This window comes from Pseudomonas sp. IT-P395 (assembly GCF_949767675.1).
GTDB lineage: Bacteria > Pseudomonadota > Gammaproteobacteria > Pseudomonadales > Pseudomonadaceae > Aquipseudomonas.
In genome coordinates this window covers 545,244-571,033 of sequence record NZ_CATKPW010000022.1, presented here as the reverse complement: position 1 = coordinate 571,033, position 25,790 = coordinate 545,244, and the positions used below count along the sequence as shown (strand labels likewise).

General features: G+C 61.0%; 21 protein-coding genes. 7 read left to right on the top strand and 14 right to left on the bottom strand.

Going from position 1 to position 25,790, the window contains the following annotated elements:
• Positions 1–264: 264 nt before the first annotated feature.
• Positions 265–2,106 (top strand): dihydroxy-acid dehydratase, encoded by a 1,842-nt coding sequence (gene ilvD, locus ACM6IN_RS17875; RefSeq protein ID WP_007913567.1) that lies wholly within the window; start codon positions 265–267, stop codon positions 2,104–2,106.
• Positions 2,107–2,319: 213 nt separating this feature from the next.
• Here the strand turns inward: ilvD and ACM6IN_RS17870 are convergent, their stop codons facing one another.
• Positions 2,320–3,381 carry a phosphorylcholine phosphatase gene (locus tag ACM6IN_RS17870; RefSeq protein WP_095112810.1) on the bottom strand — a complete coding sequence of 354 codons (1,062 nt, stop codon included), beginning with the start codon at positions 3,379–3,381 and terminating at the stop codon, positions 2,320–2,322.
• A 241-nt stretch (positions 3,382–3,622) separates the two neighbouring features.
• Here ACM6IN_RS17870 and ACM6IN_RS17865 point away from each other — a divergent pair, with 241 nt between their 5' ends.
• A complete protein-coding gene (locus ACM6IN_RS17865; protein WP_414916451.1) occupies positions 3,623–5,014 on the top strand; it encodes an L-cystine transporter in 1,392 nt (463 codons plus the stop codon).
• Between the two features lie 88 nt (positions 5,015–5,102).
• Here the strand turns inward: ACM6IN_RS17865 and ACM6IN_RS17860 are convergent, their stop codons facing one another.
• The gene (locus ACM6IN_RS17860) at positions 5,103–5,615 is read right to left on the bottom strand and encodes a dihydrofolate reductase (RefSeq protein WP_007913563.1); all 513 of its coding nucleotides are present in this window, start codon (positions 5,613–5,615) and stop codon (positions 5,103–5,105) included.
• Between the two features lie 85 nt (positions 5,616–5,700).
• Here ACM6IN_RS17860 and ACM6IN_RS17855 point away from each other — a divergent pair, with 85 nt between their 5' ends.
• Positions 5,701–7,074: a DUF2868 domain-containing protein gene (locus tag ACM6IN_RS17855; protein WP_414916450.1), complete on the top strand. Its 1,374-nt coding sequence runs from the start codon at positions 5,701–5,703 to the stop codon at positions 7,072–7,074.
• A complete protein-coding gene (locus ACM6IN_RS17850) occupies positions 7,067–8,452 on the top strand; it encodes a GTPase/DUF3482 domain-containing protein (RefSeq protein WP_095112813.1) in 1,386 nt (461 codons plus the stop codon). Before ACM6IN_RS17855 ends, ACM6IN_RS17850 begins: the two co-directional genes overlap by 8 nt.
• Before the next feature lie 173 nt (positions 8,453–8,625).
• Here the strand turns inward: ACM6IN_RS17850 and ACM6IN_RS17845 are convergent, their stop codons facing one another.
• The 7 genes from ACM6IN_RS17845 to ACM6IN_RS17815 all read right to left on the bottom strand — a co-directional run bounded on the left by ACM6IN_RS17845 (position 8,626) and on the right by ACM6IN_RS17815 (position 17,658).
• Positions 8,626–9,186 carry a phosphonate degradation HD-domain oxygenase gene (locus ACM6IN_RS17845; protein WP_414916449.1) on the bottom strand — a complete coding sequence of 187 codons (561 nt, stop codon included), beginning with the start codon at positions 9,184–9,186 and terminating at the stop codon, positions 8,626–8,628.
• Positions 9,183–10,319, bottom strand: a complete 1,137-nt coding sequence (locus ACM6IN_RS17840; protein ID WP_414916448.1) for a TIGR03364 family FAD-dependent oxidoreductase — start codon at positions 10,317–10,319, stop codon at positions 9,183–9,185. Before ACM6IN_RS17840 ends, ACM6IN_RS17845 begins: the two co-directional genes overlap by 4 nt.
• A 142-nt stretch (positions 10,320–10,461) precedes the next feature.
• Positions 10,462–11,487 carry a putative 2-aminoethylphosphonate ABC transporter substrate-binding protein gene (locus ACM6IN_RS17835; RefSeq protein ID WP_007912988.1) on the bottom strand — a complete coding sequence of 342 codons (1,026 nt, stop codon included), beginning with the start codon at positions 11,485–11,487 and terminating at the stop codon, positions 10,462–10,464.
• 36 nt (positions 11,488–11,523) lie between these two features.
• Positions 11,524–13,248 carry a putative 2-aminoethylphosphonate ABC transporter permease subunit gene (locus tag ACM6IN_RS17830; protein WP_007912990.1) on the bottom strand — a complete coding sequence of 575 codons (1,725 nt, stop codon included), beginning with the start codon at positions 13,246–13,248 and terminating at the stop codon, positions 11,524–11,526.
• The gene (locus ACM6IN_RS17825) at positions 13,248–14,324 is read right to left on the bottom strand and encodes a putative 2-aminoethylphosphonate ABC transporter ATP-binding protein (protein ID WP_007912992.1); all 1,077 of its coding nucleotides are present in this window, start codon (positions 14,322–14,324) and stop codon (positions 13,248–13,250) included. Before ACM6IN_RS17825 ends, ACM6IN_RS17830 begins: the two co-directional genes overlap by 1 nt.
• A 144-nt stretch (positions 14,325–14,468) precedes the next feature.
• Positions 14,469–15,332, bottom strand: a complete 864-nt coding sequence (locus ACM6IN_RS17820; protein WP_007912994.1) for a LysR family transcriptional regulator — start codon at positions 15,330–15,332, stop codon at positions 14,469–14,471.
• A gap of 16 nt (positions 15,333–15,348) precedes the next feature.
• Complete coding sequence (locus ACM6IN_RS17815) at positions 15,349–17,658, bottom strand: heavy metal translocating P-type ATPase (protein ID WP_007912996.1); 2,310 nt, start codon at positions 17,656–17,658, stop codon at positions 15,349–15,351.
• Positions 17,659–17,742: 84 nt separating this feature from the next.
• Between ACM6IN_RS17815 and cadR the strand changes: the two genes are divergently transcribed.
• Entirely contained in the window at positions 17,743–18,192 is a 450-nt protein-coding gene (gene cadR / locus ACM6IN_RS17810) for a Cd(II)/Pb(II)-responsive transcriptional regulator (RefSeq protein ID WP_034153703.1), read from the top strand.
• A gap of 118 nt (positions 18,193–18,310) precedes the next feature.
• On the opposite strand, the gene ACM6IN_RS17805 is transcribed toward cadR, so the two are convergent.
• The 3 genes from ACM6IN_RS17805 to ACM6IN_RS17795 all read right to left on the bottom strand — a co-directional run bounded on the left by ACM6IN_RS17805 (position 18,311) and on the right by ACM6IN_RS17795 (position 21,010).
• On the bottom strand, positions 18,311–19,282 hold the full coding sequence (locus ACM6IN_RS17805; RefSeq protein WP_414916447.1) for a thymidylate synthase: 972 nt from the start codon (positions 19,280–19,282) through the stop codon (positions 18,311–18,313).
• 50 nt (positions 19,283–19,332) lie between these two features.
• Positions 19,333–20,148, bottom strand: coding sequence for a prolipoprotein diacylglyceryl transferase (gene lgt, locus ACM6IN_RS17800; protein WP_007913003.1), 816 nt, complete (start codon positions 20,146–20,148; stop codon positions 19,333–19,335).
• 79 nt (positions 20,149–20,227) lie between these two features.
• The gene (locus ACM6IN_RS17795) at positions 20,228–21,010 is read right to left on the bottom strand and encodes a sulfite exporter TauE/SafE family protein (protein ID WP_007913005.1); all 783 of its coding nucleotides are present in this window, start codon (positions 21,008–21,010) and stop codon (positions 20,228–20,230) included.
• A 131-nt stretch (positions 21,011–21,141) separates the two neighbouring features.
• Here ACM6IN_RS17795 and ACM6IN_RS17790 point away from each other — a divergent pair, with 131 nt between their 5' ends.
• A complete protein-coding gene (locus ACM6IN_RS17790; RefSeq protein WP_414916446.1) occupies positions 21,142–21,888 on the top strand; it encodes an NRDE family protein in 747 nt (248 codons plus the stop codon).
• Positions 21,889–22,164: 276 nt separating this feature from the next.
• Here the strand turns inward: ACM6IN_RS17790 and ptsP are convergent, their stop codons facing one another.
• Positions 22,165–24,444, bottom strand: a complete 2,280-nt coding sequence (ptsP, locus tag ACM6IN_RS17785) for a phosphoenolpyruvate--protein phosphotransferase (protein WP_007913900.1) — start codon at positions 24,442–24,444, stop codon at positions 22,165–22,167.
• A gap of 22 nt (positions 24,445–24,466) precedes the next feature.
• On the bottom strand, positions 24,467–24,946 hold the full coding sequence (locus ACM6IN_RS17780; protein ID WP_003229203.1) for an RNA pyrophosphohydrolase: 480 nt from the start codon (positions 24,944–24,946) through the stop codon (positions 24,467–24,469).
• Between the two features lie 143 nt (positions 24,947–25,089).
• On the opposite strand from ACM6IN_RS17780, the gene ACM6IN_RS17775 reads away from it, so the two are divergent.
• Positions 25,090–25,746 carry an HAD family hydrolase gene (locus ACM6IN_RS17775; RefSeq protein WP_095112821.1) on the top strand — a complete coding sequence of 219 codons (657 nt, stop codon included), beginning with the start codon at positions 25,090–25,092 and terminating at the stop codon, positions 25,744–25,746.
• Positions 25,747–25,790: the final 44 nt, after the last annotated feature.

Here is a 25,790-nt window from a genome sequence, read left to right as displayed (position 1 = left end):
GCCGGTCGTCATCCCATACACCCCGTCGGCACTGGAACAACACTTTGCGCCATTCCCTCCAGACGCCAGCGGTGTAGAATCGGCTGATTCATCGCCATTCATCCCCCGGCGGGTTTATGAGCTCAAGCTGAGACCAGCGGCGATCCCGCAACGTCATCGGCAACTTCACGAACACACGGCCATTTCTGAGTGTTCCAGACGTCAATAGAAGCTCACTCCCCTTTTGCACCTGATTAGTAAGTGATTAGCCGCCCGGAGTGCTCCATGCCAGATTACCGCTCGAAAACATCCACCCACGGCCGCAACATGGCCGGTGCCCGCGCATTGTGGCGCGCCACGGGGATGAAAGATGACGACTTCAAAAAGCCGATCATTGCCATTGCCAACTCGTTCACCCAGTTCGTACCGGGCCACGTACACCTGAAGGATCTGGGTCAACTGGTCGCCCGCGAAATCGAACGCGCCGGCGGCGTAGCGAAAGAATTCAACACCATCGCCGTGGATGACGGCATCGCCATGGGCCACGACGGCATGCTGTATTCGCTGCCGAGCCGCGAGATCATCGCCGACTCCGTCGAGTACATGGTCAACGCCCACTGCGCCGACGCCATCGTGTGCATTTCCAACTGCGACAAGATCACCCCGGGCATGTTGATGGCCGCGTTGCGCCTGAACATTCCGGTGATCTTCGTTTCCGGCGGCCCGATGGAAGCCGGCAAGACCAAACTCGCTTCCCACGGCCTCGACCTCGTCGACGCCATGGTGATCGCCGCCGACGAAAGCGCTTCTGACGAGAAAGTCGCTGAGTACGAGCGCAGCGCCTGCCCGACCTGCGGTTCGTGCTCCGGCATGTTCACCGCCAACTCGATGAACTGCCTGACCGAAGCCCTCGGCCTCGCACTGCCGGGCAACGGTTCGACCCTCGCTACCCACAGCGACCGCGAACAGCTGTTCCTGCAGGCCGGCCGCACCATCGTCGAGCTGTGCAAGCGTTACTACGGCGAAAACGACGAATCGGTGCTGCCGCGCAACATCGCCAACTTCAAGGCGTTCGAGAACGCGATGATGCTCGACATCGCCATGGGCGGCTCGACCAACACCATCCTGCACTTGCTCGCTGCCGCCCAGGAAGCCGAAATCGATTTCGACCTGCGCGACATCGACCGTCTTTCGCGCAGCGTTCCGCAGCTGTGCAAAGTCGCGCCGAACATCCAGAAGTACCACATGGAAGACGTGCACCGCGCCGGCGGCATCTTCAGCATCCTCGGTTCGCTGGCCCGTGGCGGCCTGCTGCACACCGACCTGCCGACCGTGCACAGCCGCAGCATGGAAGAAGCCATCGCCAAGTGGGACATCACCCAGACCACCGATGAAGCGGTGCATCACTTCTTCAAGGCCGGCCCTGCCGGTATCCCGACGCAGACGGCGTTCAGCCAGTCGACCCGTTGGGAAACCCTGGATGACGACCGTGAAAACGGCTGCATCCGCAGCTTCGAACACGCCTATTCGCAAGAAGGTGGTTTGGCCGTGTTGTACGGCAACATCGCCCTCGACGGCTGCGTGGTGAAAACCGCCGGTGTCGACGAGTCGATCCATGTCTTCGAAGGCAACGCGAAGATCTTCGAAAGCCAGGACAGCGCCGTACGCGGCATCCTCGCTGACGAAGTGAAGGCTGGCGACATCGTCATCATTCGCTACGAAGGTCCGAAAGGCGGCCCGGGCATGCAGGAAATGCTTTACCCGACGTCGTACCTGAAATCCAAAGGCCTGGGCAAAGCCTGCGCGCTGCTAACCGACGGACGTTTCTCCGGCGGTACTTCCGGTCTGTCCATCGGCCACGCTTCGCCAGAAGCTGCCGCCGGCGGCGCGATCGGTCTGGTGCAGGACGGCGACAAAGTGCTGATCGACATTCCGAACCGCTCGATCAACCTGTTGGTCAGCGACGAAGAACTGGCCGCACGCCGTGCCGAGCAGGACAAGAAAGGCTGGAAACCTGTAGAAGTGCGTCCACGCAAAGTGACCACCGCCCTCAAGGCCTACGCCCTGCTGGCGACCAGCGCCGACAAAGGTGCTGTGCGCAACAAAGCGATGCTCGACGGGCTGTAAGCGTCAAATCGCCGAGACAAAATGCCCCGCCAATGTGCGGGGCATTTTTTTGCCTTTGATCGTTCCCACGCTCTGCGTGGGAATGTCTCAAGGGACGCTCCGCGTCCAGTGACGCGGAGCGTCACGGGCAGCATTCCCACGCAGAGCGTGGGAACGATCAACTGACACTACGCTTTCGCGAGCAGGCTCGCTCCCACACTGGCCCTGTGTCTGTTACTGAATTTCTTCTGGCTTGACGATCACCCAGTTCTTGTCCGCCGTTACCGGCAACCCTTCTTTCGCCTGCGCTGCCGCGTGCTTGGCCATCATGCCGTTCAATTGCGTCATGTATTTATCCTTGCGGTTGATCCACAAGTGAATCCCGCCCTTGGCCACGTCGACATCGTGGAACAGCATATAACCGTCGCTGGTCGGGGTATCGCCACCTACCAGTACCGGTTTTTTCCACTCATCGATGTAAGTGAGGATCGCCGCGTGCTTGCCGGCCATCCACGTCGCCGGGGTCCAGAGATACGGCGTCAGTTCCAGGCCGAGGTTGGCCTTCTCGTCATATTTACCGGCGGTGATCTGCTTGCGCGCGGTGGTCAGTTCGCCTGTCTTCGGATCCTTGAGCAACATCGAAACGCCAATGACGTTCTGCGGTTTGACGTTGTAGCCATACTTCGGATCCGCTGCGACCATACGCACCAGTTCTTCAGACGCGGCGGTCATCACGTAGACCTCGATGCCGTTTTCCATCAACTTGTTGTACAGCTCTTGCTGGCCGGTGAAGATCTTCGGTGGGTTGACGTCGAGTTTCTTGACCACATCGCCTTCGTAATAGGTTGCCGGCACCGGTTTGCCCGAGGCCATCAGTTCATCGACGTAACCTTTGAGTTCCTTGAGGGTGAAGCCGGAGAACACCTGCGCCACCCACGGGTAGCAGACCATGTCGTCGACTTCGCAGAGGCGATAGTAGTAACTGAACAGGCTCTCCTTGTGCTCGGCGGTGTCCTTGAACGGCATCAGTTTCAGCGAAGGGTCGAGTTTGTCGCGGGTGATCAGGCCCTTGTTTTCCATGAACGGCAACAAGGACTCTTCGAGGTCGTAGCGGTAACTGGTGTTGTCCATGTCGAACACCGCGTAGTTACCCTTGTTGGCGTTGGCGGCGATCATCGCGTCCAGCGCCTTGGCCTGATCGGCCGGCCAGTGTTTCAGGTCCGTAGCGAAGGCCTGAGTGGCCAGACCCATGCCCACTGTCAGCGCGACAGCCAGAAATTTCGGTGCGAACTTCATAAGCCTCTTCTCCCTGATTCAAAGAGATCGACGCTAACAAATAAGTGTGACAGTCCTCGTCTGTCAGCGACCGCCCGCGTCCCTATTGCGCCAGATGCATTGCCGAGAGCGACACAGGCTTATTCCAAAAACGACGGACAACCTTCGATTTTGATATTAATTCATTGCAAATCAAGCTGTTAGGCTTGCCGGTTCGCAGCAGCCCCGGAAGGCTGTTGGCACAGTCTTTCCTGGAGATCTCATGAATCTACCGTTGATTCTCAACCTGCTGGTGTTCCTCGCCCTGCTCTTCGGTCTGGCACAGACCCGCCACACCACCTGGAGCCTGGCGAAAAAAGTCCTGCTGGCGCTGGTGCTCGGCGTTGCGTTCGGCGTCGCGCTGCACACCGTTTATGGTGCCGGCAACCCGGTGCTGAAAGCCTCGATTGGCTGGTTCGATCTGGTCGGCAACGGCTACGTGCAGTTGCTGCAAATGATCGTTATCCCGCTGGTGTTCGCCTCGATCCTCAGCGCCGTGGCGCGTCTGCACAATGCTTCGTCGTTGGGCAAAATCAGCTTCCTGACCATCGGCACCCTGCTGTTCACCACCGCGATTGCGGCGCTGATCGGCATCGGCCTGACCAACCTGTTCGGCCTCACCGCTGAAGGTCTGGTCGCCGGCACCCAGGAAATGGCCCGTCTGCAAACCATTCAGTCCGACTATGTCGGCAAGGTTGCCGACCTGAATGTGCCGCAACTGCTGCTGTCGTTCATCCCGCAGAACCCGTTCGCCGATCTGGCGCGGGCCAAGCCGACCTCGATCATCAGCGTGGTGATTTTCGCCGCATTCCTCGGGGTTGCCGCGCTGCAACTGCTCAAGGATGACGTCGAAAAAGGTCAGAAAGTAATCAACGCCATCGATACCCTGCAAGCCTGGGTAATGCGTCTGGTGCGTCTGGTGATGAAGCTGACGCCGTACGGCGTGCTGGCGCTGATGACCAAAGTGGTCGCCGGTTCCAACCTGCAAGACATCATCAAACTCGGCAGTTTCGTCGTGGTGTCGTACCTCGGTCTGGGCCTGATGTTCGTCGTGCACGGTTTGCTGGTATCGGCGGCCGGGATCAACCCGCTGCGCTTCTTCCGCAAAATCTGGCCAGTGCTGACGTTCGCGTTCACCAGCCGTTCCAGCGCCGCCAGCATTCCGCTGAGCATTGAAGCGCAGACCCGTCGTCTGGGGATTCCGCAGTCGGTGGCGAGTTTTGCTGCGTCGTTCGGTGCGACCATTGGCCAGAACGGTTGCGCCGGTCTGTACCCGGCGATGTTGGCGGTGATGGTTGCGCCAACCGTAGGCATCAATCCGCTGGATCCACTGTGGATCGCGACGCTGGTGGCGATTGTGACCTTGAGTTCGGCGGGCGTGGCGGGTGTTGGTGGCGGCGCGACCTTCGCGGCGCTGATCGTGCTGCCGGCGATGGGTTTGCCGGTGTCACTGGTGGCGTTGCTGATTTCGGTTGAGCCGCTGATCGATATGGGGCGCACGGCGTTGAACGTGAGTGGTTCGATCACCGCTGGTGCGATTACCAGTCAGGTGATGCAGCAGACTGATAAAGCGTTGCTGGATGCTGATGAGCATGCGGAGTTGGCTCAAGCGTGATGTAAAGCAAGATCAAAAGATCGCAGCCTTCGGCAGCTCCTACAGGGAACGCGGATACCGTGTAGGAGCTGCCGCAGGCTGCGATCTTTTAAGCTTTTTCCCAGACTTCGAAGTTGTACGCGGGCTTATCTTCAATCGCCGGATTTTCAACGTTCGACACCAGCTTCCACTGGTGCAAATCAAACTCCGGAAACCACGCATCCCCTTCCGGGCTCAACGCCACGCGAGTCAGATACAGACGATCCGCCTGCGCCAGCCCTTGCGCGTACAACTGCGCGCCACCAATCAGCATCAGCTCATCGACGCCCTGCTCCTTCGCCCACTCCTCGGCGCGAACCACGGCTGCTTCCAGCGACGGATAAACCTCGGCACCTTCGAGCACCAGACCGGTCTGACGGCTGACCACAATGTTCAAGCGCCCCGGCAACGGCCGACCGAGCGAATCCCAGGTCTTGCGACCCATGATGATCGGCTTGCCCAAGGTCGTGGCCTTGAAGTATTTGAAGTCCCCCGGCAGGTGCCAGGGCATGCTGTTGTCGACGCCGATCACGCGGTTTTCACCGAGGGCTGCGATCAGGCTGAGGGGGAGTGATTTAGTCATGCCGGCGAGGATACCAGAGCCGCGCTTACCCCGATAAGCGCCACAGCGGTTATGCTCTTCAATCAATTAAGCGACGGAAAGCCGCGTGACTGAACTGACTCCACTGCAAAACCTCTGGCTCACCGAGACCGTGCGCCTGCGCGAAGAACACGCAGGCCCATTGGATGATCTGGAAGCCAACCGACTGGCGCGCACGGCCGGCGGCGATCTGCCGAGCCGCATTCAACGCCGGGCGTTATGGCTGGCCGAACGTGACGGGCTGACTTCGGCCCTCAAACACTGGCTGCAAGGTGCGCGCCTGGCGCTGCTGCTGTTGATGATTTTCGCTGTGCTTAGCGGCGCTGGTCTGGCCTTTGCTGCGTTGAGCCAAACGCCGGTCAATGTGTTCTGGGCCTTGGGCAGTCTGCTCGGGCTGAACCTGATTCTGCTACTGAGTTGGTTGCTGGGATTGATCTTTGCCGGCGAGCACGGCGCCACGCTCGGCCGATTGTGGTTATGGCTCAGCGAAAAAATGGCCCGCGACGCCAAAGCCGCGCAACTGGCGCCGGCACTGCTCTTGATGCTGCAACGCAAGAAGCTCAATCGCTGGGCGCTCGGTACGCTGGTCAACGGCTTGTGGCTGCTGGCGATGTTCAGCGCATTGATTCTGCTGCTGACGCTGATGGCGACCCGGCGCTACGGCTTCGTCTGGGAAACCACGATTCTCAGCGCCGACACCTTTATCCACGTCACCCACGCGCTCGGTTATCTGCCATCGCTGCTCGGCTTCAACGTGCCAACGGTGGAGATGATCCGCGCCAGCGGCGACGGCGCGCTCGATATTGAAAGCGCTCGACAGGCCTGGGCAACCTGGCTGGTCGGCGTGTTGGTGGTCTACGGCGTGCTGCCGCGTCTGCTGCTGACGCTGTTGTGTTTCTGGCGCTGGAACAGCGGTAAAACCGCGCTGCGTCTGGACTTGAACCTGCCCGGCTACGCGCAATTGCGTGAACGTCTGATGCCAACCAGCGAACGCCTCGGCGTCAATGATCCGGAGCCTGCGCAACTGCATCGCGTCGAAAGTGGCGTCGGCGAACTCGCCAGCGAAGGTGCGTTGCTGGTCGCCATCGAACTCGACGAACAACGCCCATGGCCGCCCGCGCTGCCGAAAAACGTCAGCAACGCCGGCATCCTCGACAGCCGCGAGTCACGGCACAAACTCCTCGAACAATTGAGCCGCTTTCCGCCAGCACGCCTGGCGATTGCCTGCGATCCACGGCGCTCGCCGGATCGTGGCAGCCTCGCGCTAATCGCCGAGCTGGCGCGCAGCGCTGGCGAAACCCGCGTGTGGCTGCTGCAAGCGCCGCCCGGCGAAGCGCTGGACGCCGAACGTCTCGGCGATTGGCACGTTGCACTGCAACAACTTGAGCTGCCGTTCGCCGATTGCGCGCCGTTGAACTGGCTGGAGACTGGCCATGACTGATGCCTGGAAAGCGCCGCTGAAGCTCGCAGTGGTCGGCCACACCAACGTCGGCAAGACCTCACTGTTACGCACGCTGACCCGCGATGTCGGCTTCGGCGAAGTCTCCCATCGCCCGAGCACCACGCGGCATGTCGAAGGCGCGCGGTTGTCGGTGGACGGCGAGCCGCTGCTCGACCTCTACGACACGCCCGGCCTGGAAGACGCCATCGCCCTGCTGGATTTTCTCGAACGCCTGGAACGTCCCGGCGAACGTCTCGATGGCCCGGCGCGATTGGCGCGGTTTCTCGATGGCAGCGAGGCGCGCCAGCGTTTCGAACAGGAAGCCAAAGTGCTGCGGCAATTGCTCGCCTCCGACGCCGGTTTGTATGTGATCGACGCCCGCGAGCCGGTGTTGGCCAAGTACCGCGATGAACTGGAAGTGCTCGCCAGTTGTGGCAAACCGCTGCTGCCGGTGCTGAATTTCGTCAGCAGCGCCAATCATCGCGAGCCGGACTGGCGTGAGGCGTTGGCAAGGCTCGGACTGCACGCACTGGTACGTTTTGACAGCGTTGCGCCGCCCGAGGATGGCGAGCGCCGGTTGTACGAAAGCCTCGCGCTGCTGCTGGAGAATGCCCGGCCGCAACTGGAGCGATTGATTGCCGATCAGCAGGCTCAGCGCCTCGCCCGTCAGCAAAGTGCGGCGCGGTTGATTGCTGAATTGTTGATCGACTGCGCCGCGTGCCGACGCAGTGTGGTCAGTGAAGCTGCGCAGGAACAGCAAGCCATCAGCGAGCTGCGCAAGGCTGTGCGCCAGCGCGAGCAGAAGTGTGTCGAGGCGTTGTTAAAACTGTATGCGTTTCGTCCGCAGGACGCGGCGTCGAGTGATTTGCCGTTGCTCGATGGACGTTGGGGCGATGACTTGTTCAACCCTGAGACCTTGAAGCAACTCGGCGTACGGGTGGGCGGCGGGATTGCTGCAGGTGCGGCGGCAGGAGCTGGTGTGGATTTGCTGGTTGGCGGGATTACCCTTGGTGCGGCGGCGTTGGCGGGGGCGATTGCCGGTGGTGCGCTGCAAACGGCGCGCAGTTATGGCAGTCGCTTGCTGGGCAAGATCAAGGGGCAGCGCGAACTGACGGTGGATGACGGTGTGTTGCGGCTGTTGGCGTTGCGCCAGCGGCAGTTGGTGTTGGCGCTGGATCAACGTGGGCATGCGGCGATGGATGCGGTTCAGGTGGCGACTCCGCAGGATAAGACCTGGCGTGAGGGCAAGTTGCCCGAGGCGCTGAACAAGGCACGGGCGCATCCGCAGTGGTCGTCGTTGAATCCGCAGGCGAAGTTGAATCAGGCGGAAAGGCAGGAGCAGATTGAGGCGTTGGTTGCTCGGGTGCTTGAGCTTTAGATCGCTACCCCCTCACCCCAGCCCTCTCCCCAAAGGGGTAGAGGGGGAAAGGGAGCAGATCTCCAGGCTTTTCAAACCTGAGTTCGACTGGATATCTCAGGTCGATGTATCACCTGAGAACAACACCGTAGGCTCCCTCTCCCTCCGGGAGAGGGCTGGGGTGAGGGAGACAATCACTCAGCCAACAACAAAACCTCAGCCTTACGCTTGAGCACCGCCAGATCAATCACCTGCACCGCCCTCTCCTTGGCCAACTCATCCCACTGCCGCATCCGCAAACTCACCGCACACAACGGATCTCGCTCAAACGCATCCGCCTCAGCCGCGGTCATCACCCCGCCCTGATACTCCAGCGTCCGCCGACTCGCCTCACTCAAGCGCTCGAAATATCCCGGCTCACGCAACGTCAGATAACGCTTGGCCTGCACGTGATACTCCACCAGCCGCGCCATGCGCTCGCTGAACCCGGCCTCACGCAAATAATCCGCACCCAGCCGCTCATGGCTGACCACGCCATAACCACCCATGTTATCCGCGCCCTCGGCACACAAGTGGCCGATGTCATGAAAGAACGCCGCCAACACCACTTCATCATCGAAGCCCTCAGCCATCGCCAGTTCGGCCGCCTGAGACATGTGCTCGATCTGCGACACCGGTTCGCCGATGTAATCACTGGTGCCAAAGCGTTCGTACAGCCCGAATACCCGCGCGACGACTTGCTCGTGAGCTGTCATTCAATTTCCTCCAGCAACTGCGCAACATTGCGCTCGGCCAGCGCCGGGCCGACGCTCATGCCGACACCGGTGTGCATCAGCGCCACACTCAATCCCGCTGCCGGGCGCAGCAACGAAAACGGCCCCGGCCCCCGGGAACCATAGACGCCCTGCCAGCGCTCGACCACTTGCACCTTGCAGCCCAGCGTCTGCTCGGCGAGTTCAAGCATCCAGTTATCCACTTGCTCGGCGTTGAACGGTGAAGGGTCGCTACCGTAATGGTGCGAGTCGCCGATGATCAGCTCGCCGTACGGCGTCGGGCTGATCAGCAGGTGAATGCCGTTGTCGTGCAGGTGCGGTTGCTCACGGAGGATCTGTGCCTGCACCGCCGCCGCTTCCGGCAGATCGGCGAAAGCGCCGTAGTGCACGCAACTCAAACCGGTGAGCAAGGCGTGTTGCAGATTCAGCTCGGTCGCAGGTTTGGCGCGGAGCATTTGCAGGCGACAGATTTGCGGGTCGAGCGCAGCGATCGGCTCGGCCAGCAGGGTTTGATAATCGTGGCCGGAGCAGACGATGATCTGCTTCGCCGTGAAGCTGCCGGCGGTGCTGTGCAGGTGGCCGGGTTCGACGTCGCGCACCAACGTGGAAAAATGAAAATCCACGCCAAGGTCGCGGCGCAGATAATCGATCAGTGCCGGAATCGCTTCGCGCGAATACAGCTGTTGATCGTCCATGCCGTGCAACGCGGCGCGGTGGTGGCGGAACTGGCCGTGATACAGATCGCGCAAGGCAGCGCCGCGCAGCAACTGGATGTTGTAACCGTGTTCCACGGCGCGACCGTTGCAGAAGGCTTCGAGCAGATGTTCTTCGGCTTCAGTGCGGGCGAACAGATAGGAACCGTTGCGCTTGACTTGCAAACCGGCGAGCTGCGCCCAATCACCCCAGATCTCGCGGCTGGCCTTGGCCAGTTCGAGCATGGTGCCCGGAGGCTGGCCGGTGACCAGGGCCTGGCCGAAGTTGCGCACCGAGGCGCCGAGGGGCGTGGCAGTGCGTTCAAAAACGGCGACTTTTAGGCCGCGTTTAGCGGCGGCATAGGCGTGCGATAGGCCGAGAATGCCGGCACCTACGATGAGCAGGTCTTTGTGTTGTGTCATTTAGAGGTGCTCTGAAAGAGAGGCCGTCATCGCTGGCAAGCCAGCTCCCAGAGGTATCGAGGTGTTCCCAAAATTCGTGTTCACCGCAAAACCCTGTGGGAGCTGGCTTGCCAGCGATGAGGCCCGGTCAGACTACGAAGATTTACTTGGCCGCAACTTTCTCGGACTTGCCGTCATAACGTTTGCGCCACTCGGTCAAAATCTCGTCGCGATTCTTCGAGGCCCAGGCAAAGTCGTTCTTGATCAGGCGCTGCTCGTAATCCGCCGGCAATTCGGTCTGCGGCTTGGCGATACCCGGTTGCGCGAGGACAGCGAAGTTCTCCTTGTACAGATCCATCGCCTCAGCACTCGCCGAGAAGTCAGCCAGTTTCTTCGCGGCCTCTTCATGCGGCGTACCTTTGATCACCGCAGTCGCTTCGATCTCCCAGCCTAGGCCTTCCTTCGGCAGGATGATGTCCAGCGGCGCGCCCTGACGCTTCAGCTGAACCGCCGGATACTCAAAGGAAATCCCGATCGGAAACTCGCCCGCCGCCGCCAGCTTGCAAGGTTTGGAACCGGAGTGAACGTACTGGCCGATGTTCTGGTGCAGACCGTCCATGTAGGCCCAGCCCTGTTTCTCGCCGAAGGTTTGTAGCCAGGCGCTGACGTCGAGGAAACCGGTGCCGGACGATGCCGGGTTGGGCATGACGATCTTGCCCTTGTACTCAGGTTTGGTCAGATCCTGCCAGCTCACGGGCTTGGTCAGGCCCTGCTTCTCGGCTTCGACGGTGTTGAAGCAAATGGTCGCGGCCCAGACATCCATGCCGACCCAGGCTGGCGGGTTGGCGGCGTCGCGGTAGTTCGCGCCGATCTTGCCGAGGTCCTTCGGCGCGTAGCTTTGCAGCATGCCTTGCTGATCGAGGATCGCCAAGCTCGAAGCGGCGAGGCCCCACACCGCGTCAGCCTGTGGGCGGGCCTTTTCGGCGAGCAGTTTGGCGGTGATGATCCCGGTGGAATCACGCACCCATTTGATTTCGACGTCCGGGTTGGCCTTTTCGAAGGCTTCTTTGTAGGACTTCAGCTGCTCGGCTTCGAGGGCGGTGTACACCGTCAACTCGGTTTTTGCCGCGAAGGCATTCAGGCTGAAAGTAGCGAGCACAGCAGCGGCCAGGGCCATAGGCTTGAACATGATCGTTTTCCTGTAATGAGTTGAACGGGGTTGGAATCAGTGACCGGGCGCGGTTTGCCGCCAGGCTTGAGAACGGCGCAGCAAGCCGCGCGAAGCCCACGCCAGCAGCAAGGACACACCCGCCGAGGTGAACAGAATCAGGGTCGACATCGCTGCCGCGCCGCCGACGTTGCCGGCGTCATCCATGTTCAGCACCGCCACCGCCGCGAGGATGGTGTCGGGGCTGTAGAGGAAGATCGCCGCGGAAACGGTGGTCATCGCCGAGACGAACAGGTAGCGCACAATGTCGAGCAGCGCCGGCAGGCAGATCGGCACGGTGACACGCAGGTAATGCCGATACAGCGGCGCCTTCAGCGACAGTGCAGCCGCTTCGAACTCGGCGTCGAGTTGGCGCAACGCGGTGGTTGCAGTCATTTGTGCAGTGGTCAGGTAGTGCGCAATGGTGCAGACGATCAGCAGCGTCATCGTCCCGTACAGCACGTGCAGCGGGTTGCCAGTGAGGTTGAAGAAGAAGACGTAACCCAAGCCGAGCACCAGCCCCGGCACCGCCATCGGCACAAAACTGAGCATGCGCAACGCCAGGTTGAGGCCGCGTTGGCTGCGGGTTTTCTCCATCAGGTAAGCGCCGGTAAAGATCAGCACGCTGCCGATCAGTGCCGTGCCCAACGCCATTTTCAAACTGTTGCTGTAGGCCAGCCAGCCACCGCCAGCGGTTTCGTTGAACTGGTAATGATTGAGCGACAGCGAAAGGTTGTACGGCCAGAACTTTACCAAGGAGGAGAACACCGCCATGCCGAACACCAGAATCAACGCGGCGCTGATCAGCAAGACAATCGCCAGATAGCAGCCATCGCGCAACTTCGACGGCGCCGGTTTGAACACCTGAGCGCGACCGCTCATGGAATCGCCGTGACGCCGACGCAACCAGGCATCGACACCGAAGCTGAACAGCGCCGGCAGCAACAGCACCATGCCGATCAACGCGCCGCGACCGAATTGTTGTTGGCCGACCACGGCTTTGTAGGCCTCCAGCGCCAGCACTTGATAGTCGCCACCGACCACCACCGGCACACCGAAATCGGTGATGGTCAGGGTAAACACCAGACAGAACGCGGCAAACACAGCCTGACGCGTCGCTGGCCAGGTGATGCTGCGAAACGCCTTGGCCGGACTGGCGCCCATGCTCGACGCCGCATCGAACAGTCGCGCATCGGCCAGCGACAATGCCGACAGCAAAATCATCAACGCATGGGGAAAGGTGTAAATCACCTCACCCAGCACAATCCCCCAGAACCCGTAGATGTTGTCCGAGAGCAACCCGCGCAACATGCCCTGGTTGCCGAACAGATAGACCAGCGCAATGCCCGGCAACATCGACGGCGCCATCAGCGGCAGCAGGGAAATCCCGCGCCAGATGCCCTTGGCCGGAATCATCGTGCGTTGCAAGGCGTAGGCAAACAGGTAAGCCAGCGGTACAACGATGGCCGCGACGCTGAGGGACACTTTCAGGCTGTTGCCGAGCAGCCAGTGGAAATTCTCGCTGGTCACCAACTCCTTCGCCGCGACCCAGCCACCGCCCTGCCCGGCCTCACTGCTGAAGCCACGCCAGAAGATCGCCAGCAACGGCAGCAACACCGCGACGCCGAGCAACAGCAGCAGAAGGACTTTGCCGCCGACGACAAAAATGCGATCGCCGATCTCGGCTTTCGAAGTCTGGCGCACCTGCTTGTGCGGTAGCGGCAGCGCGAGGTTGCTGTTCATCAGGCAAACACCTGCAGGCTGCGCGGCGGCAAGGCGACCATGATTTGCTGGGCGCCGAGGCGCGGCATGGCTTCCGGGGCGAGTTCGGCGAGCAAGGCGTGGCCGGGCAACTGATCGAGTTCGAAGCTCATGCGGCAGCGATTGCCGAGAAAGGTGATCTCGCGGACTTTGGCCGGGAACAGGTTCTCTTCGTGCACCGGTGGATTGACGTTGATCGCTTCCGGGCGGCAGAACAAACGGCCCGAGGCGCGCTGGATGCTGCCGTCGCTGAGGCGCAGGTTCATCCCGCCGACCTGCGCGTGAGTGTCGCTGCTGCGTTGGAACGGCAACCAGTTGCCTTGGCCGACAAACTCGGCCACGAACGGCGTGGCCGGGCGGTTGTAGATTTCCTGCGGGGTGGCGTACTGCTCGACGCGGCCGTTGTTCATCACGGCGATACGGTCGGCCATCAGCATGGCTTCGTCCTGATTGTGCGTGACCATCAGTGTGGTGATGCCGAGGTTGCGCTGCAGTTGGCGCAGTTCAGTACACAGATGCTCGCGGACGCGGGCGTCGAGGGCCGACATCGGTTCGTCGAGCAACAGCAGCGACGGTGCCGGCGCCAAGGCCCGAGCTAGAGCAACGCGCTGTTGCTGGCCGCCGGACAACTGGCCGGGGTACTTTTTCTCGCTGCCGGTGAGGCCGACCAGTTCCAGCATCTGCCCGACGCGGCGGCGCACTTCGTCGCGCCCGCTGCCAGCAAGGCCGTAGGCAATATTCGCCTCGACGGTCAAATTGGGGAACAGTGCGTAGGACTGGAACAGAATCCCGTAGTCGCGGGCTTGCGGGGCCAGGTGCGAGACGTCGCGGTCACCGAGGTACAGCTCGCCGCTGTCCTGCTTCTCCAGACCGGCGATGCAGCGCAGCAAGGTGGTTTTGCCGCAGCCCGACGGGCCGAGCAGGCACACCAGTTCACCGGCGGCGACGTCGAGGGAGACGTTATCCAGCGCAGTGAACGCGCCGAAGCGTTTCTGCACGCCGCGCACTTTCATGGGTGCGCCGGGGTTGGTCAGGGCAGTTGCGATGGCAGGATTCATGGACAGACCTCATCAAGCAGATGGGGCCAATCCTAGAGTTGTAATGCGTCCGTCATGTGGCAGTGAGGCAAAAACGGCCGATAGTGGTATTCGGGGATTTTGGTTCACCAGAGATCGTTCCCACGCTCTGCGTGGGAACGATCATTACGCGGGGGACATTTCCTGTGCCAAGCCGAGGAACGCCGCCGGCAACCGCGCGCCCTTGCGCTCCTTCAGGCAATACAGATACTCAGGAATCTGCGGCGCATTCTCGATCGTCAGCACGCGCAATTGCGGATCATGCGGCACCTCCTGCCGGGCAATAATGCTGATGCCGATATTGCGCAACACCGCCTCACGAATCGACTCACGGCTGCCGATCTCCAGTAACGGCCCGAAGCTCACCCCGGCACTCGCCAGCAACTCTTCCGTCAGCCGCCGCGTCGTCGAACCCGACTCACGCATCAACAACGTATGCCCGGCCAGTGCGCTCAACGCCACATGCTCCTGCGCCGCCAGCGGATGATTGCGATGCACCGCCAGTACCAGCGGATCAGTGCCAAGCACCCGGCGAATCAGCCGCGCGTCATCGAGTAATTGCGACGACGCAGCGATGTCCACCCGGTAATCCTCCAGCGCTTCGAGCACCTGCTGCGAATTACCGATTTCCACCGATACTTCCACTTGCGGCAAGCGCTCGCGGAAGGTTTTCACCAGATCGAGGATGTAATACGGCGCCGTAGCGGCAATCCGTAACGTGCCCTGCACCTGACCGCTGTTGCGCAGGAAAAACTCGATGTCGGCTTCCTGCTGCAACAGCGTCTTGACCATCGGCAGCAGCCGCGCGCCTTCGTCACTGACGCTCAGGCGCCGGCCGCCGCGGTAGAACAGCTCCACCGAATACTGACTTTCCAGATTGCGGACCTGCGTGGTCACGGTCGGTTGGCTGAGGCCGAGTTTTTTCGCCGCCAGCGTAATGCTGCCCAGGCGGGCGACCATGTAAAACGCTTTCAGCTCGGCACTCAGCACAACCATCCCTCATCGTTTATTTGCGCAGCAGGCGCAAACCGTTGAACACCACCAACAGGCTCACGCCCATGTCGGCGAACACCGCCATCCACATGGTGGCGAGCCCGGCGAAGGTTACCGCAAGAAAGATAGCCTTGATCACCAGCGCCAGGGCGATGTTCTGTTTCAGGATGCTCGCGGTGTTGCGCGACAGGCTGATGAACGCCGGGATCTTGCGCAGATCGTCGTCCATCAGGGCGACATCGGCGGTTTCAATCGCGGTGTCGGTGCCGGCAGCGGCCATGGCGAAACCGATCTCGGCGCGGGCCAGTGCCGGGGCATCGTTGATGCCGTCGCCGACCATGCCGACCCGATGACCTTTACCGTAAAGCTCCTCGATGGCTTGCAGTTTGTCGGTCGGCAGCAAGTCGCCACGGGCCTCGTCGATACCGACCTGCGCAGCAATCGCCTGGGCGGTGTGGACGTTATCGCCAGTGAGCATCAGGGTTTTCACCCCAAGTTCGTGCAACTGACGAATCGCTTCGCGGCTGGTTTCCTTGACCGTGTCAGCCACGGCGAACAGCGCCAATGGGCCAGAGCTGTCGAGCAGCAGCACCACCGATTTGCCTTGTTTCTCCAGTGCGAAGAGTTTCTCTTCCAGCGCTGGCGAGCACAGGCCCAACTCTTCGACCAGACGATGGTTGCCCAAATGATAGGTCTGACCGTTAATGTCGCCTTTGACGCCACGCCCGCCAAGCGCTTCGAAGTTATCCACAATCAGCGCTGCGAAGTTTTTATCCACAGCAGCGTTGGCGATGGCCAGCGACACCGGGTGATCGGAACGGCCGGCCAACGCCGCGGCGATTGAAGGTGCGGTGGCATCGGCGGTCGGATCAAGGGACAGGTAATCGGTCTGCACCGGTTTGCCATGGGTGATCGTGCCGGTTTTATCCAGCGCCAGATAATCGAGCTTGAAACCGCCCTCCAGGTACACGCCGCCCTTGACCAGAATGCCTTTGCGCGCCGCTGCCGCGAGGCCGCTGACGATGGTCACCGGGGTGGAAATCACCAGAGCGCATGGGCAGGCGACCACCAGCAACACCAGCGCGCGGTAGATCCAGTCGAACCACACCGCGCCCATGAACAGCGGCGGAATGATCGCCACGGCCAAGGCAAACACGAACACCACCGGCGTGTAGATCTTCGAGAACTGATCGACGAAACGTTGAGTCGGTGCGCGCGCGCCTTGGGCCTGTTCGACGGCGTGGATGATGCGCGCCAGGGTCGAATTGTTCGCCGCTGCGGTCACCGTGTATTCCAGCGAACCGGCCTGGTTGATGGTGCCGGCGAAAACTTTGTCGCCGACGGTTTTCTCGACCGGCAGGCTCTCACCGGTGATCGGCGCCTGGTCGATGGTCGAACTGCCGCTGACCACTTCACCGTCCAGCGCAATGCGCTCGCCGGGCTTTACCCGCACACGGGCACCGAGCTCGACGCTTTTCACGTCCTGCTCAATCCAGCTGCCGTCAGCCTGCAACACCGTGGCTTGCTCCGGCGTCATCTGCATCAAACCGCTGATCGCGTTGCGCGCACGGTCCAGCGAGCGCGCTTCGATCAACTCGGCGACGGTGAACAGGAACATCACCATCGCCGCTTCCGGCCACTGGCCGATGAGGATGGCACCGGTCACAGCAATGCTCATCAGCGCGTTGATGTTGAGGTTGCGGTTCTTCAGGGCGATCCAGCCCTTTTTATAAGTGCTCAGACCACCGCTGAGGATCGACACCAGCGCGATGATCGCCACCACCCAGGTCGGTGCGGCGCTGGTGAAGTGGATGACTTCAGCGGCGAGCGCGCCGACACCGGACAGCGCCAGCGGCCACCAGTGTTTTTTCACCGGTGCCGGGGCTGGCGCTTCGACGCCCGCCTCCAGCGGTTCGGCGTGCATGCCGAGGGATTTGATCGCTTCGGTGATGGGCTCGGTGCCCGGCAGGTTATGGGTCACGCCGAGTACGCGGTTGATCAGATTGAATTCGAGCTGCTGCACGCCGGCGAGTTTGCCGAGTTTATTCTGAATCAGTGTCTGCTCGGTCGGGCAGTCCATCGCCTCGATACGGAAACTGCTCAGCCGCGCGTCGGCGCTGGTTTTCTCGCTCAGTTGCACCAACGCAGGCGCGGCAGCTGTCGACGAGCAGCAGGAATCTTCGTGCGCATGAACCGGTGCCGGTGCTGCGGCTTTCGACCCACAGCAGGCATCGCCGCCATGTGAATGCTTATGCACAGGCTGCAATTTATGACTGTGATCGTGGCCGTCGCCGGGCTTGTGGGTATGCTGGGAATCGCTCATTGGTCGCGTCCATGAAGGTGCCTGTTGCCAAGTAAAGACCCTGTAGCCACTATAGGGTCAAGCACCCTTTTGGAGATTGTCGTCATGAAGATCGGAGAACTGGCCAAACTCACCGACTGCGCCGTGGAAACCATCCGCTACTACGAGCGCGAAAACCTCCTGCCGGAACCGGCGCGCAGCGACGGCAACTACCGCGTCTACACCCAGGCCCACGCCGAACGCCTGACCTTTATCCGCAACTGCCGCACCCTCGACATGACCCTCGAAGAGATTCGCAGTTTGCTGACCTTGCGCGACAGTCCACAGGACCAGTGTGAGAGCGTCAATGCGTTGATCGACGAGCATATCCAGCATGTGAAGGCGCGGATTGATGGGTTGCTGGCGTTGCAGACACAGTTGCTCGACCTGCGCCAACGCTGTGGCGAAGGGCCGATGGCCGATCAATGCGGGATTTTGCAGCGGCTGGAAGTGAGTGGCGGGGTTGTCGCGACGGAAGTGGAACACTCCCACGTAGGCCGCAGCCACGGCCATTGACGTTGGCGCTCGTTCCCATGCTCCGCGTGGGAATGCCGCCATGGACGCTCCGCGTCCTAAGTGACGCGGAGCGTCACGGGATTCATTCCCACGCAGAGCGTGGGAATGATCCTGCTGACTAGACCGCCATTGGCGCGGTCATTGGCGCGTGATGCTCATAGCCTTCCAGCGAGAAATCGCTCGGCTCGACCAGCTCCAACCATTCCGGCTGATACACGCCAGTCTTGGCAAACTCCGGCACACGATCCGAGATTTTCAGTTTCGGCATGGCGAACGGCTCGCGCTTGAGCTGTTCGTTGAGCATGTCCAGATGGTTCTCGTAGACGTGTGCATCACCGATGAAATAGGTGAACCAGCGCGGCGTGTAACCGGTCAGGCGACCGATCAGGCTCAGCAGCGCGGCGCCTTCGGTGAGATTGAACGGTGTGCCCAGGCCCAGATCGTTGGAGCGGATGTAGAGGGTCAGAGAAATCTCTTTGGTCTCGACATTCGGGTGGAACTGGTACAGCAGATGGCACGGCGGCAGGGCCATTTCATCCAGCTGAGCGACGTTCCAGCCGTGGAACAGGATGCGGCGGCTGCCTGGATCCTTGATGATCGTGTCGACGCACTGGCGCACCTGGTCGATGGCTTTGTACAACACCACGTAGGCTTGGCCGTCTTCTTCGCCCTGAGCGATCTGCTTGTAGCCGTTGGCCAGGGTTTGTTCGATGGCGGCGGTGTTGCTCAGCGGGATCTGCTTGTACGCCGGCCATTTGCGCCATTGCACGCCGTAGATTTCGCCGAGGTCGTCGTCACCCTGACGGAACGGGTTGGCCAGCCACTGCGCGTTTTCGTTGGCGTTCTGGTCCCAGACCTTGCAGCCCAGCGCCCGGAATTCGGCGGCGTTGTTGACGCCACGGAGAAAACCGCACATCTCGCCGATGGCCGATTTGAAGGCCATCTTGCGCGTGGTGATCGCCGGAAAACCTTCCTGCAGATCGAAGCGCAGCATCGCACCCGGGAAACTGATGGTGTTGATGCCGGTGCGGTTGACCTGTTTGCTGCCGTTCTGGATAACGTGCGAGACCAGTTCGAGATATTGCTTCATGAGTTACCTGTGTCCTTTGAGCCCCGGCGTCGCGCGCCGGGGTTCGTAGTTTAAGCCGTCGGCGCGAGCGGTGCTGCCGGCGCGCGACGATAGGCCAGCCAGATCAGGAACAGCCCGCCGACGATCATCGGCACGCAGAGCACCTGGCCCATGGTCAGCCAGTTCCAGGCCAGATAGCCCAGTTGTGCATCCGGCACGCGAACGAATTCGACGATAAAACGGAAGATGCCGTAGAACAGCGCGAACATGCCGGAAACGGCCATGGTCGGACGCGGTTTGCGCGAGAAAATCCACAGAATCAGGAACAGCGCGACGCCTTCGAGCGCGAACTGATACAGCTGCGACGGGTGACGCGGCAGTTGCGCCGGATCGCTGAATGGCGGGAAGACCATGGCCCACGGCACGTCGGTGGCCTTGCCCCACAACTCGGCGTTGATGAAGTTACCGATGCGCCCGGCGCCCAGACCGATCGGCACCATTGGCGCGACGAAGTCCATCAACTGGAAGAACGACTTGCCGTTGCGCTTGCCGAACCACAACGCGGCCAGCATCACACCGATGAACCCGCCGTGGAACGACATGCCGCCCTTCCACACTTCGAAAATCAGTGTCGGGTTGGCCAGGTAGGCGCTCAGATCGTAGAACAGCACATAGCCCAGGCGCCCGCCGACGATCACGCCCATCGACATCCAGAAGACCATGTCGGAGAGTTTCTCCTTGGTCCAGGTCGGGTCGAAACGGTTGAGCCGGCGCGACGCCAGCAGCCACGCACCGCCGATGCCGATCAGGTACATCAGACCGTACCAGTGGATTTTCAGCGGACCGATGGCCAGGGCCACCGGGTCGATCTGCGGGTAAGGCAGCATTGCGACTCCTCGTTAGAGTTGAAACCAAAATTCCCGGGCGACGCTGCCACCTCAGGATTAAGCCAGGATTGCGACGCGATTAAAGCAGGAAGCTCACGCCCACGCTGAACAGCAAAGCGGCGAACAGCCGTTTCAGCAAGCGCGGCGATAAGCGATGCGCCAAACGCGCGCCGATGCGGGCGAAGATCATGCTGGTCAGGGCAATGCCCAACAACGCCGGCAAATACACAAAACCGAGACTATGGGCCGGCAACAACGGATCGTGCCACCCCAGAATCATGAAACTTAATGCACTGACCAAGGCGATCGGCAGGCCGCAGGCCGACGAGGTCGCCACCGCTTGCTGCATCGGCACACTGCGCCAGGTCAGGAACGGCACGGTCAGCGAGCCGCCACCGACGCCGAAAATCGCCGAGGCCCAGCCAATCACACTGCCGGCCACGGTCAGACCGAGTTTACCCGGCACCGTTCGGCTGGCCTTGGGTTTGATGTCCAGTGCCAGTTGCACCGAGATGATCAAGGCGAAAACGCCGATGATCTTTTGCAGGTGCGGGCCAGAAATCGCTTCAGCGGTCAGCGCGCCGAAACCGGCCCCCAACAGAATGCCGACGGCCATCCACATGAAGATCGGCCAGCGCACTGCGCCACGACGGTGATGCTCACGCACAGCGTTGACCGAGGTGAAGATGATCGTCGCCAGCGAAGTGCCGACCGCCAGATGCGTGAGGATCGACTGATCAAAGCCCTGCAAGGTGAAACTGAACACCAGCACCGGGACAATGATGATCCCGCCGCCAACCCCGAACAGCCCGGCCAGCACGCCCGCACAGGCGCCCAGCGCCAGATAGAGCAGAAATTCCATGACCGTCTCCCCAGACCGCATCCGCAAAACCGGAGCGGCATGGTAACGGATGCACACCCTTTGGCTCCACTGGCGATGGATGCACGGACGCGGGATGCGTAAAGTGAGCAAAAACACACAAGGACCACCTTATGTGCCTGATTGTTTTCGCCTGGCGCCCGGGCCATGCCCAGCCGCTGATCGTCGCGGCCAACCGCGACGAATTCTACGCCCGGCCGAGCCTGCCTCTGGCGCAGTGGACGGAGGCGCCGCATGTGCATGCCGGACGTGATCTGGAGGCCGGCGGAACCTGGCTGGGGATAGGTGCCAGCGGGCGCTTTGCTGCGCTGACCAATATTCGTGATCCGCAGCAGCCAACTGCACGCAAGTCGCGGGGTGAGCTGGTGGCGCGGTTTCTGACTGGCGATGCGTCGATTGATGATTATTTGAACGAAGTGGTCGGGCATTCGGCGGAATATGCCGGGTTCAATCTGTTGCTCGGCAATAGTCATGAGCTGTGGCACTTCAATGCGCGGCTGTCGGAGCCGGTGATGCTGGAATCGGGCGTCTACGGGGTATCCAATGCCGGGCTGGACACGCCGTGGCCGAAGTTGCTCAAGGCCAAGGCTGGGTTGAGTGCGGTGCTGGATGATCCGCAACCGCAGCACTTGCTCGATTTGCTAAGCGATGCCCAGACCGCGCCGGAAGCGGAATTGCCGGATACCGGGGTGGGTCTGGCCACTGAAACATTGCTGTCGAGTGTGTTTATTGCCAGCCAGAGCTATGGAACGCGGGCGAGTACGGCGTTGATCGTGCAGGCGGATGGGACGCGACGGATAGTCGAGCGGAGTTTTGGGCCGTATGGCGGGCATTTGGGCGAAGTGGAGATAACAGCTTAAGAGCAGACCCTCACCCCAGCCCTCTCCCAAAGGGAGAGGGGGCCGACCGAGGTGTCTTGAGCCGTACATCGACCTGAAAGACCGAGTCGATTATGGCTTTAGCGCAGCACTTTCACCCCCGCGTGAATCGATTATGGATTCAGCACAGCACTTTCATCCCGGTGTGAATCGATTATGGATTCAGCAAGGCAGCTTCAGGTCGGCGGAGTTCTGCAGCATCCCCGGATCAGTCCCCTCTCCCTTTGGGAGAGGGTTAGGGTGAGGGGCTTTTGATCTTCAGAGGGCTTTGACCACCGCCGGCGGATGCATCTTCGACAACCCAAGGTTCTTCAGCGCCAATTGCAGCGAACTGTGGATAACCTGCGGGTTATCAATGGTCATCAGCTCCGCCAACAACTCCTGAGCCTTGCTCAGATTGACCTGACGCAACATCCACTTCACCTTCGGCAAGTTGGTGGCGTTCATCGACAGGCTGTCGAACCCCATCGCCATCAACAGCACCGCCGCCGCCGGATCACCGGCCATTTCGCCGCAGATACTCACCGGTTTGCCTTCGGCATGGGCATCGCGTACCACGGTTTGCAGGGCTTGCAGTACTGCCGGATGCAGGTAATCGTAAAGATCGGCCACACGCGGGTTGTTACGGTCGACCGCCAGCAAATACTGAGTCAAGTCGTTGGAGCCGACGGACAGGAAGTCGACCATCCGCGCCAGTTCCTTGGTCTGGTACACCGCTGCCGGAATCTCGATCATCACGCCAATCGGCGGCATCGGCACATCGGTGCCTTCGTCGCGTACTTCGCCCCAGGCGCGGTGGATCAGGTGCAGGGCTTCTTCGAGTTCGTGAGTGCCGGAGATCATCGGCAGCAGAATCCGCAGGTTGTTCAAGCCTTCGCTGGCCTTGAGCATCGCGCGGGTCTGCACCAGGAAGATTTCCGGGTGGTCGAGAGTCACACGAATGCCGCGCCAGCCGAGGAACGGGTTGTCTTCCTTGATCGGGAAGTACGACAGCGACTTGTCACCGCCGATGTCGAGGCTGCGCATGGTCACCGGTTGCGGGTGGAACGCGGCGAGCTGCTCGCGGTAGATCGCCAGTTGTTCCTTCTCGCTCGGGAAGCGCTGGTTGATCATGAACGGCACTTCGGTGCGGTACAGGCCGACACCTTCGGCGCCACGCTTCTGCGCCCGCGCCACATCGGCGAGCAAACCGGTGTTGACCCACAGCGGCATGCGGTGACCGTCGAGGGTCACGCATGGCAAGTCACGCAGGGTGTCGAGGCCCAGCGCCAGTTGTTTCTCTTCTTCGACGACTTCAGCGAACTGCTTGCGCAGCACTTCGCTTGGGTTGGTGTAGACCTCGCCGCGTGTGCCGTCGACGATCATTTCGATGCCGTCGACCTTGGCATACGGCAGGTCGACCAGACCCATCACCGTCGGAATGCCCATGGCCCGGGCCAGGATCGCCACGTGGGAGTTACCCGAACCGAGTACCGAGACCAGACCGACCAGCGTGCCTTCCGGCACCTCGCCGAGCATCGCCGGCGTCAGTTCTTCGCTGACCAGAATGGTTTTTTCCGGGTAGACCAGATTCTGCTGACGCTCTTCCTGCAAATAGGCGAGCAGGCGGCGACCGAGGTCTTTGACGTCCGAGGCACGCTCACGCAGGTAGGCGTCGTCCATCAGTTCGAAACGGTTGACGTGCTCAGTGACCACCTGGCGCAGCGCGCCCTGGGCCCATTGGCCGGTCTTGATCACGGTGGTGATTTCGCTGCCCAGCGAGGCATCGTCGAGCATCATCAGGTAGACGTCGAACAGCGCGCGCTCTTCCGGGCGCAGTTGCGTCGCCAGCTTGGCGGACAACGCGCGCATGTCGGCGCGCACGCCTTCGATGGCGGTCTTGAACAGCGCCAGCTCGGCGTTGATGTCGGTGATGGTCTTGTCCGGCACCACGTCGAGATCGGCCGGCGGCAGCATGACCACCGCCGTACCGACCGCCGCACCCGGCGAACCCGGCACGCCGACGAACTTGGCTTCCTGAATGCCTTTGCCCTGACGGCCCAGACCACGGATCGAACCAGTGGCCTCGGCGTGGGCGATAACGCCGGCAAGCTGCGCGCTCATGGTCACGAGGAAGGCTTCTTCACCTTCGTCGAACTGGCGGCGTTCTTTTTGCTGGATGACCAACACGCCGACGACGCGGCGGTGGTGAATGATCGGTGCGCCGAGGAACGAGGCATAACGCTCTTCACCGGTTTCGGCGAAGTAACGGTAGCGCGGGTGATCCGCAGCGTTTTCGAGGTTCAGGGGTTCTTCACGCGTGCCGACCAGACCGACCAGACCTTCGTTGGGTGCCATGCTGACCTTGCCGATCGAGCGCTTGTTCAAGCCCTCGGTGGCCATCAGGACGAAGCGGTTGGTCTCGGGATCAAGCAGGTAGACCGAGCAGACCTGGCTGCCCATGGCCTCTTTGACGCGCAACACAATAATCCCCAACGCCGCCTTGAGATCCTTGGCGGAGTTAACTTCCTGGACGATCTTGCGCAGCGTATTGAGCATGGCTCGGGGTCGAACTCCGTCGTCAGTCGCGCGCTAAAAGGCGCGGGGCAAGCTCTTTGAGGGCGCGGCGATACACCTCGCGCTTGAATGTCACCACCTGGCCCAACGGATACCAATAGCTGACCCAGCGCCAGCCATCGAACTCCGGTTTACCGGTCAAATCCATCCGCACCCGCTGCTCGTTGGAGATCAGGCGCAGGAGAAACCATTTCTGTTTCTGGCCGATGCACAGCGGTTGGCTGTGCGTACGCACCAGACGTTGCGGCAAACGATAGCGCAACCAGCCCCGAGTACAGGCCAGTATTTCAACATCTTCACGTTCCAGGCCAACTTCTTCGTTCAGCTCGCGGTACAAGGCGTCTTCCGGCGTCTCTTCAGGGTTGATTCCCCCTTGCGGAAACTGCCAGGCATCTTGATTGATACGGCGAGCCCATAGCACCTGGCCGGCGTCATTCGTCAGAATGATCCCGACATTGGGGCGGAAACCATCGGGGTCGATCACGGCAACAACCTCGCAAACGCATGTCGCCGCATTGTTCCACAAAGGTTGATAAGGCGGCAACGAGGCTTCCTACCTTATGTGCACTCTTGTGAAAAGACCGTATTCTTGTCGCCTTTTTACAGACTTATCAGCGGGTAACTGCAATGCGCCTGGCTCTATTCGATTTGGACAACACCCTTCTGGGCGGCGACAGCGATCACGCCTGGGGCGACTATCTGTGTGAACGCGGCTTCCTCGACCCGATTGCGTACAAGGCTCGCAACGACGAGTTCTATCAGGATTACCTGGCCGGCAAACTGGATAACGCCGCGTACCTGAACTTCTGCCTGGAGATCCTCGGCCGCACCGAAATGGCCGTGCTCGATCAATGGCACAACGATTACATGCGCGACTGCATCGAACCGATCATCTTGCCCAAGGCGCTGGAACTGCTGAAAAAGCACCGCGATGCTGGCGACAAACTGGTGATCATCACCGCGACCAACCGCTTCGTCACCGCGCCGATTGCTGTGCGCCTGGGCGTTGAAACCCTGATCGCAACCGAGTGTGAAATGGTTGATGGCCGTTATAGCGGGCGCAGCATCGACATTCCGTGCTTTCGCGAAGGCAAGGTGACGCGGCTGAATCGTTGGCTGGAAGAGACCGGATATTCTCTGGATGACAGCTATTTCTATAGCGATTCGATGAATGATTTGCCGTTGCTGGAGCAGGTGGCGAATCCGGTTGCTGTCGATCCGGATCCGAATCTGCGCGCCGAAGCAGAGAAGCGTGGCTGGCCGGTGATTAGTCTGCGTGGCTAATTACGCCATCGCTGGCAAGCCAGCTCCCACAGGTTTTTCGGCTG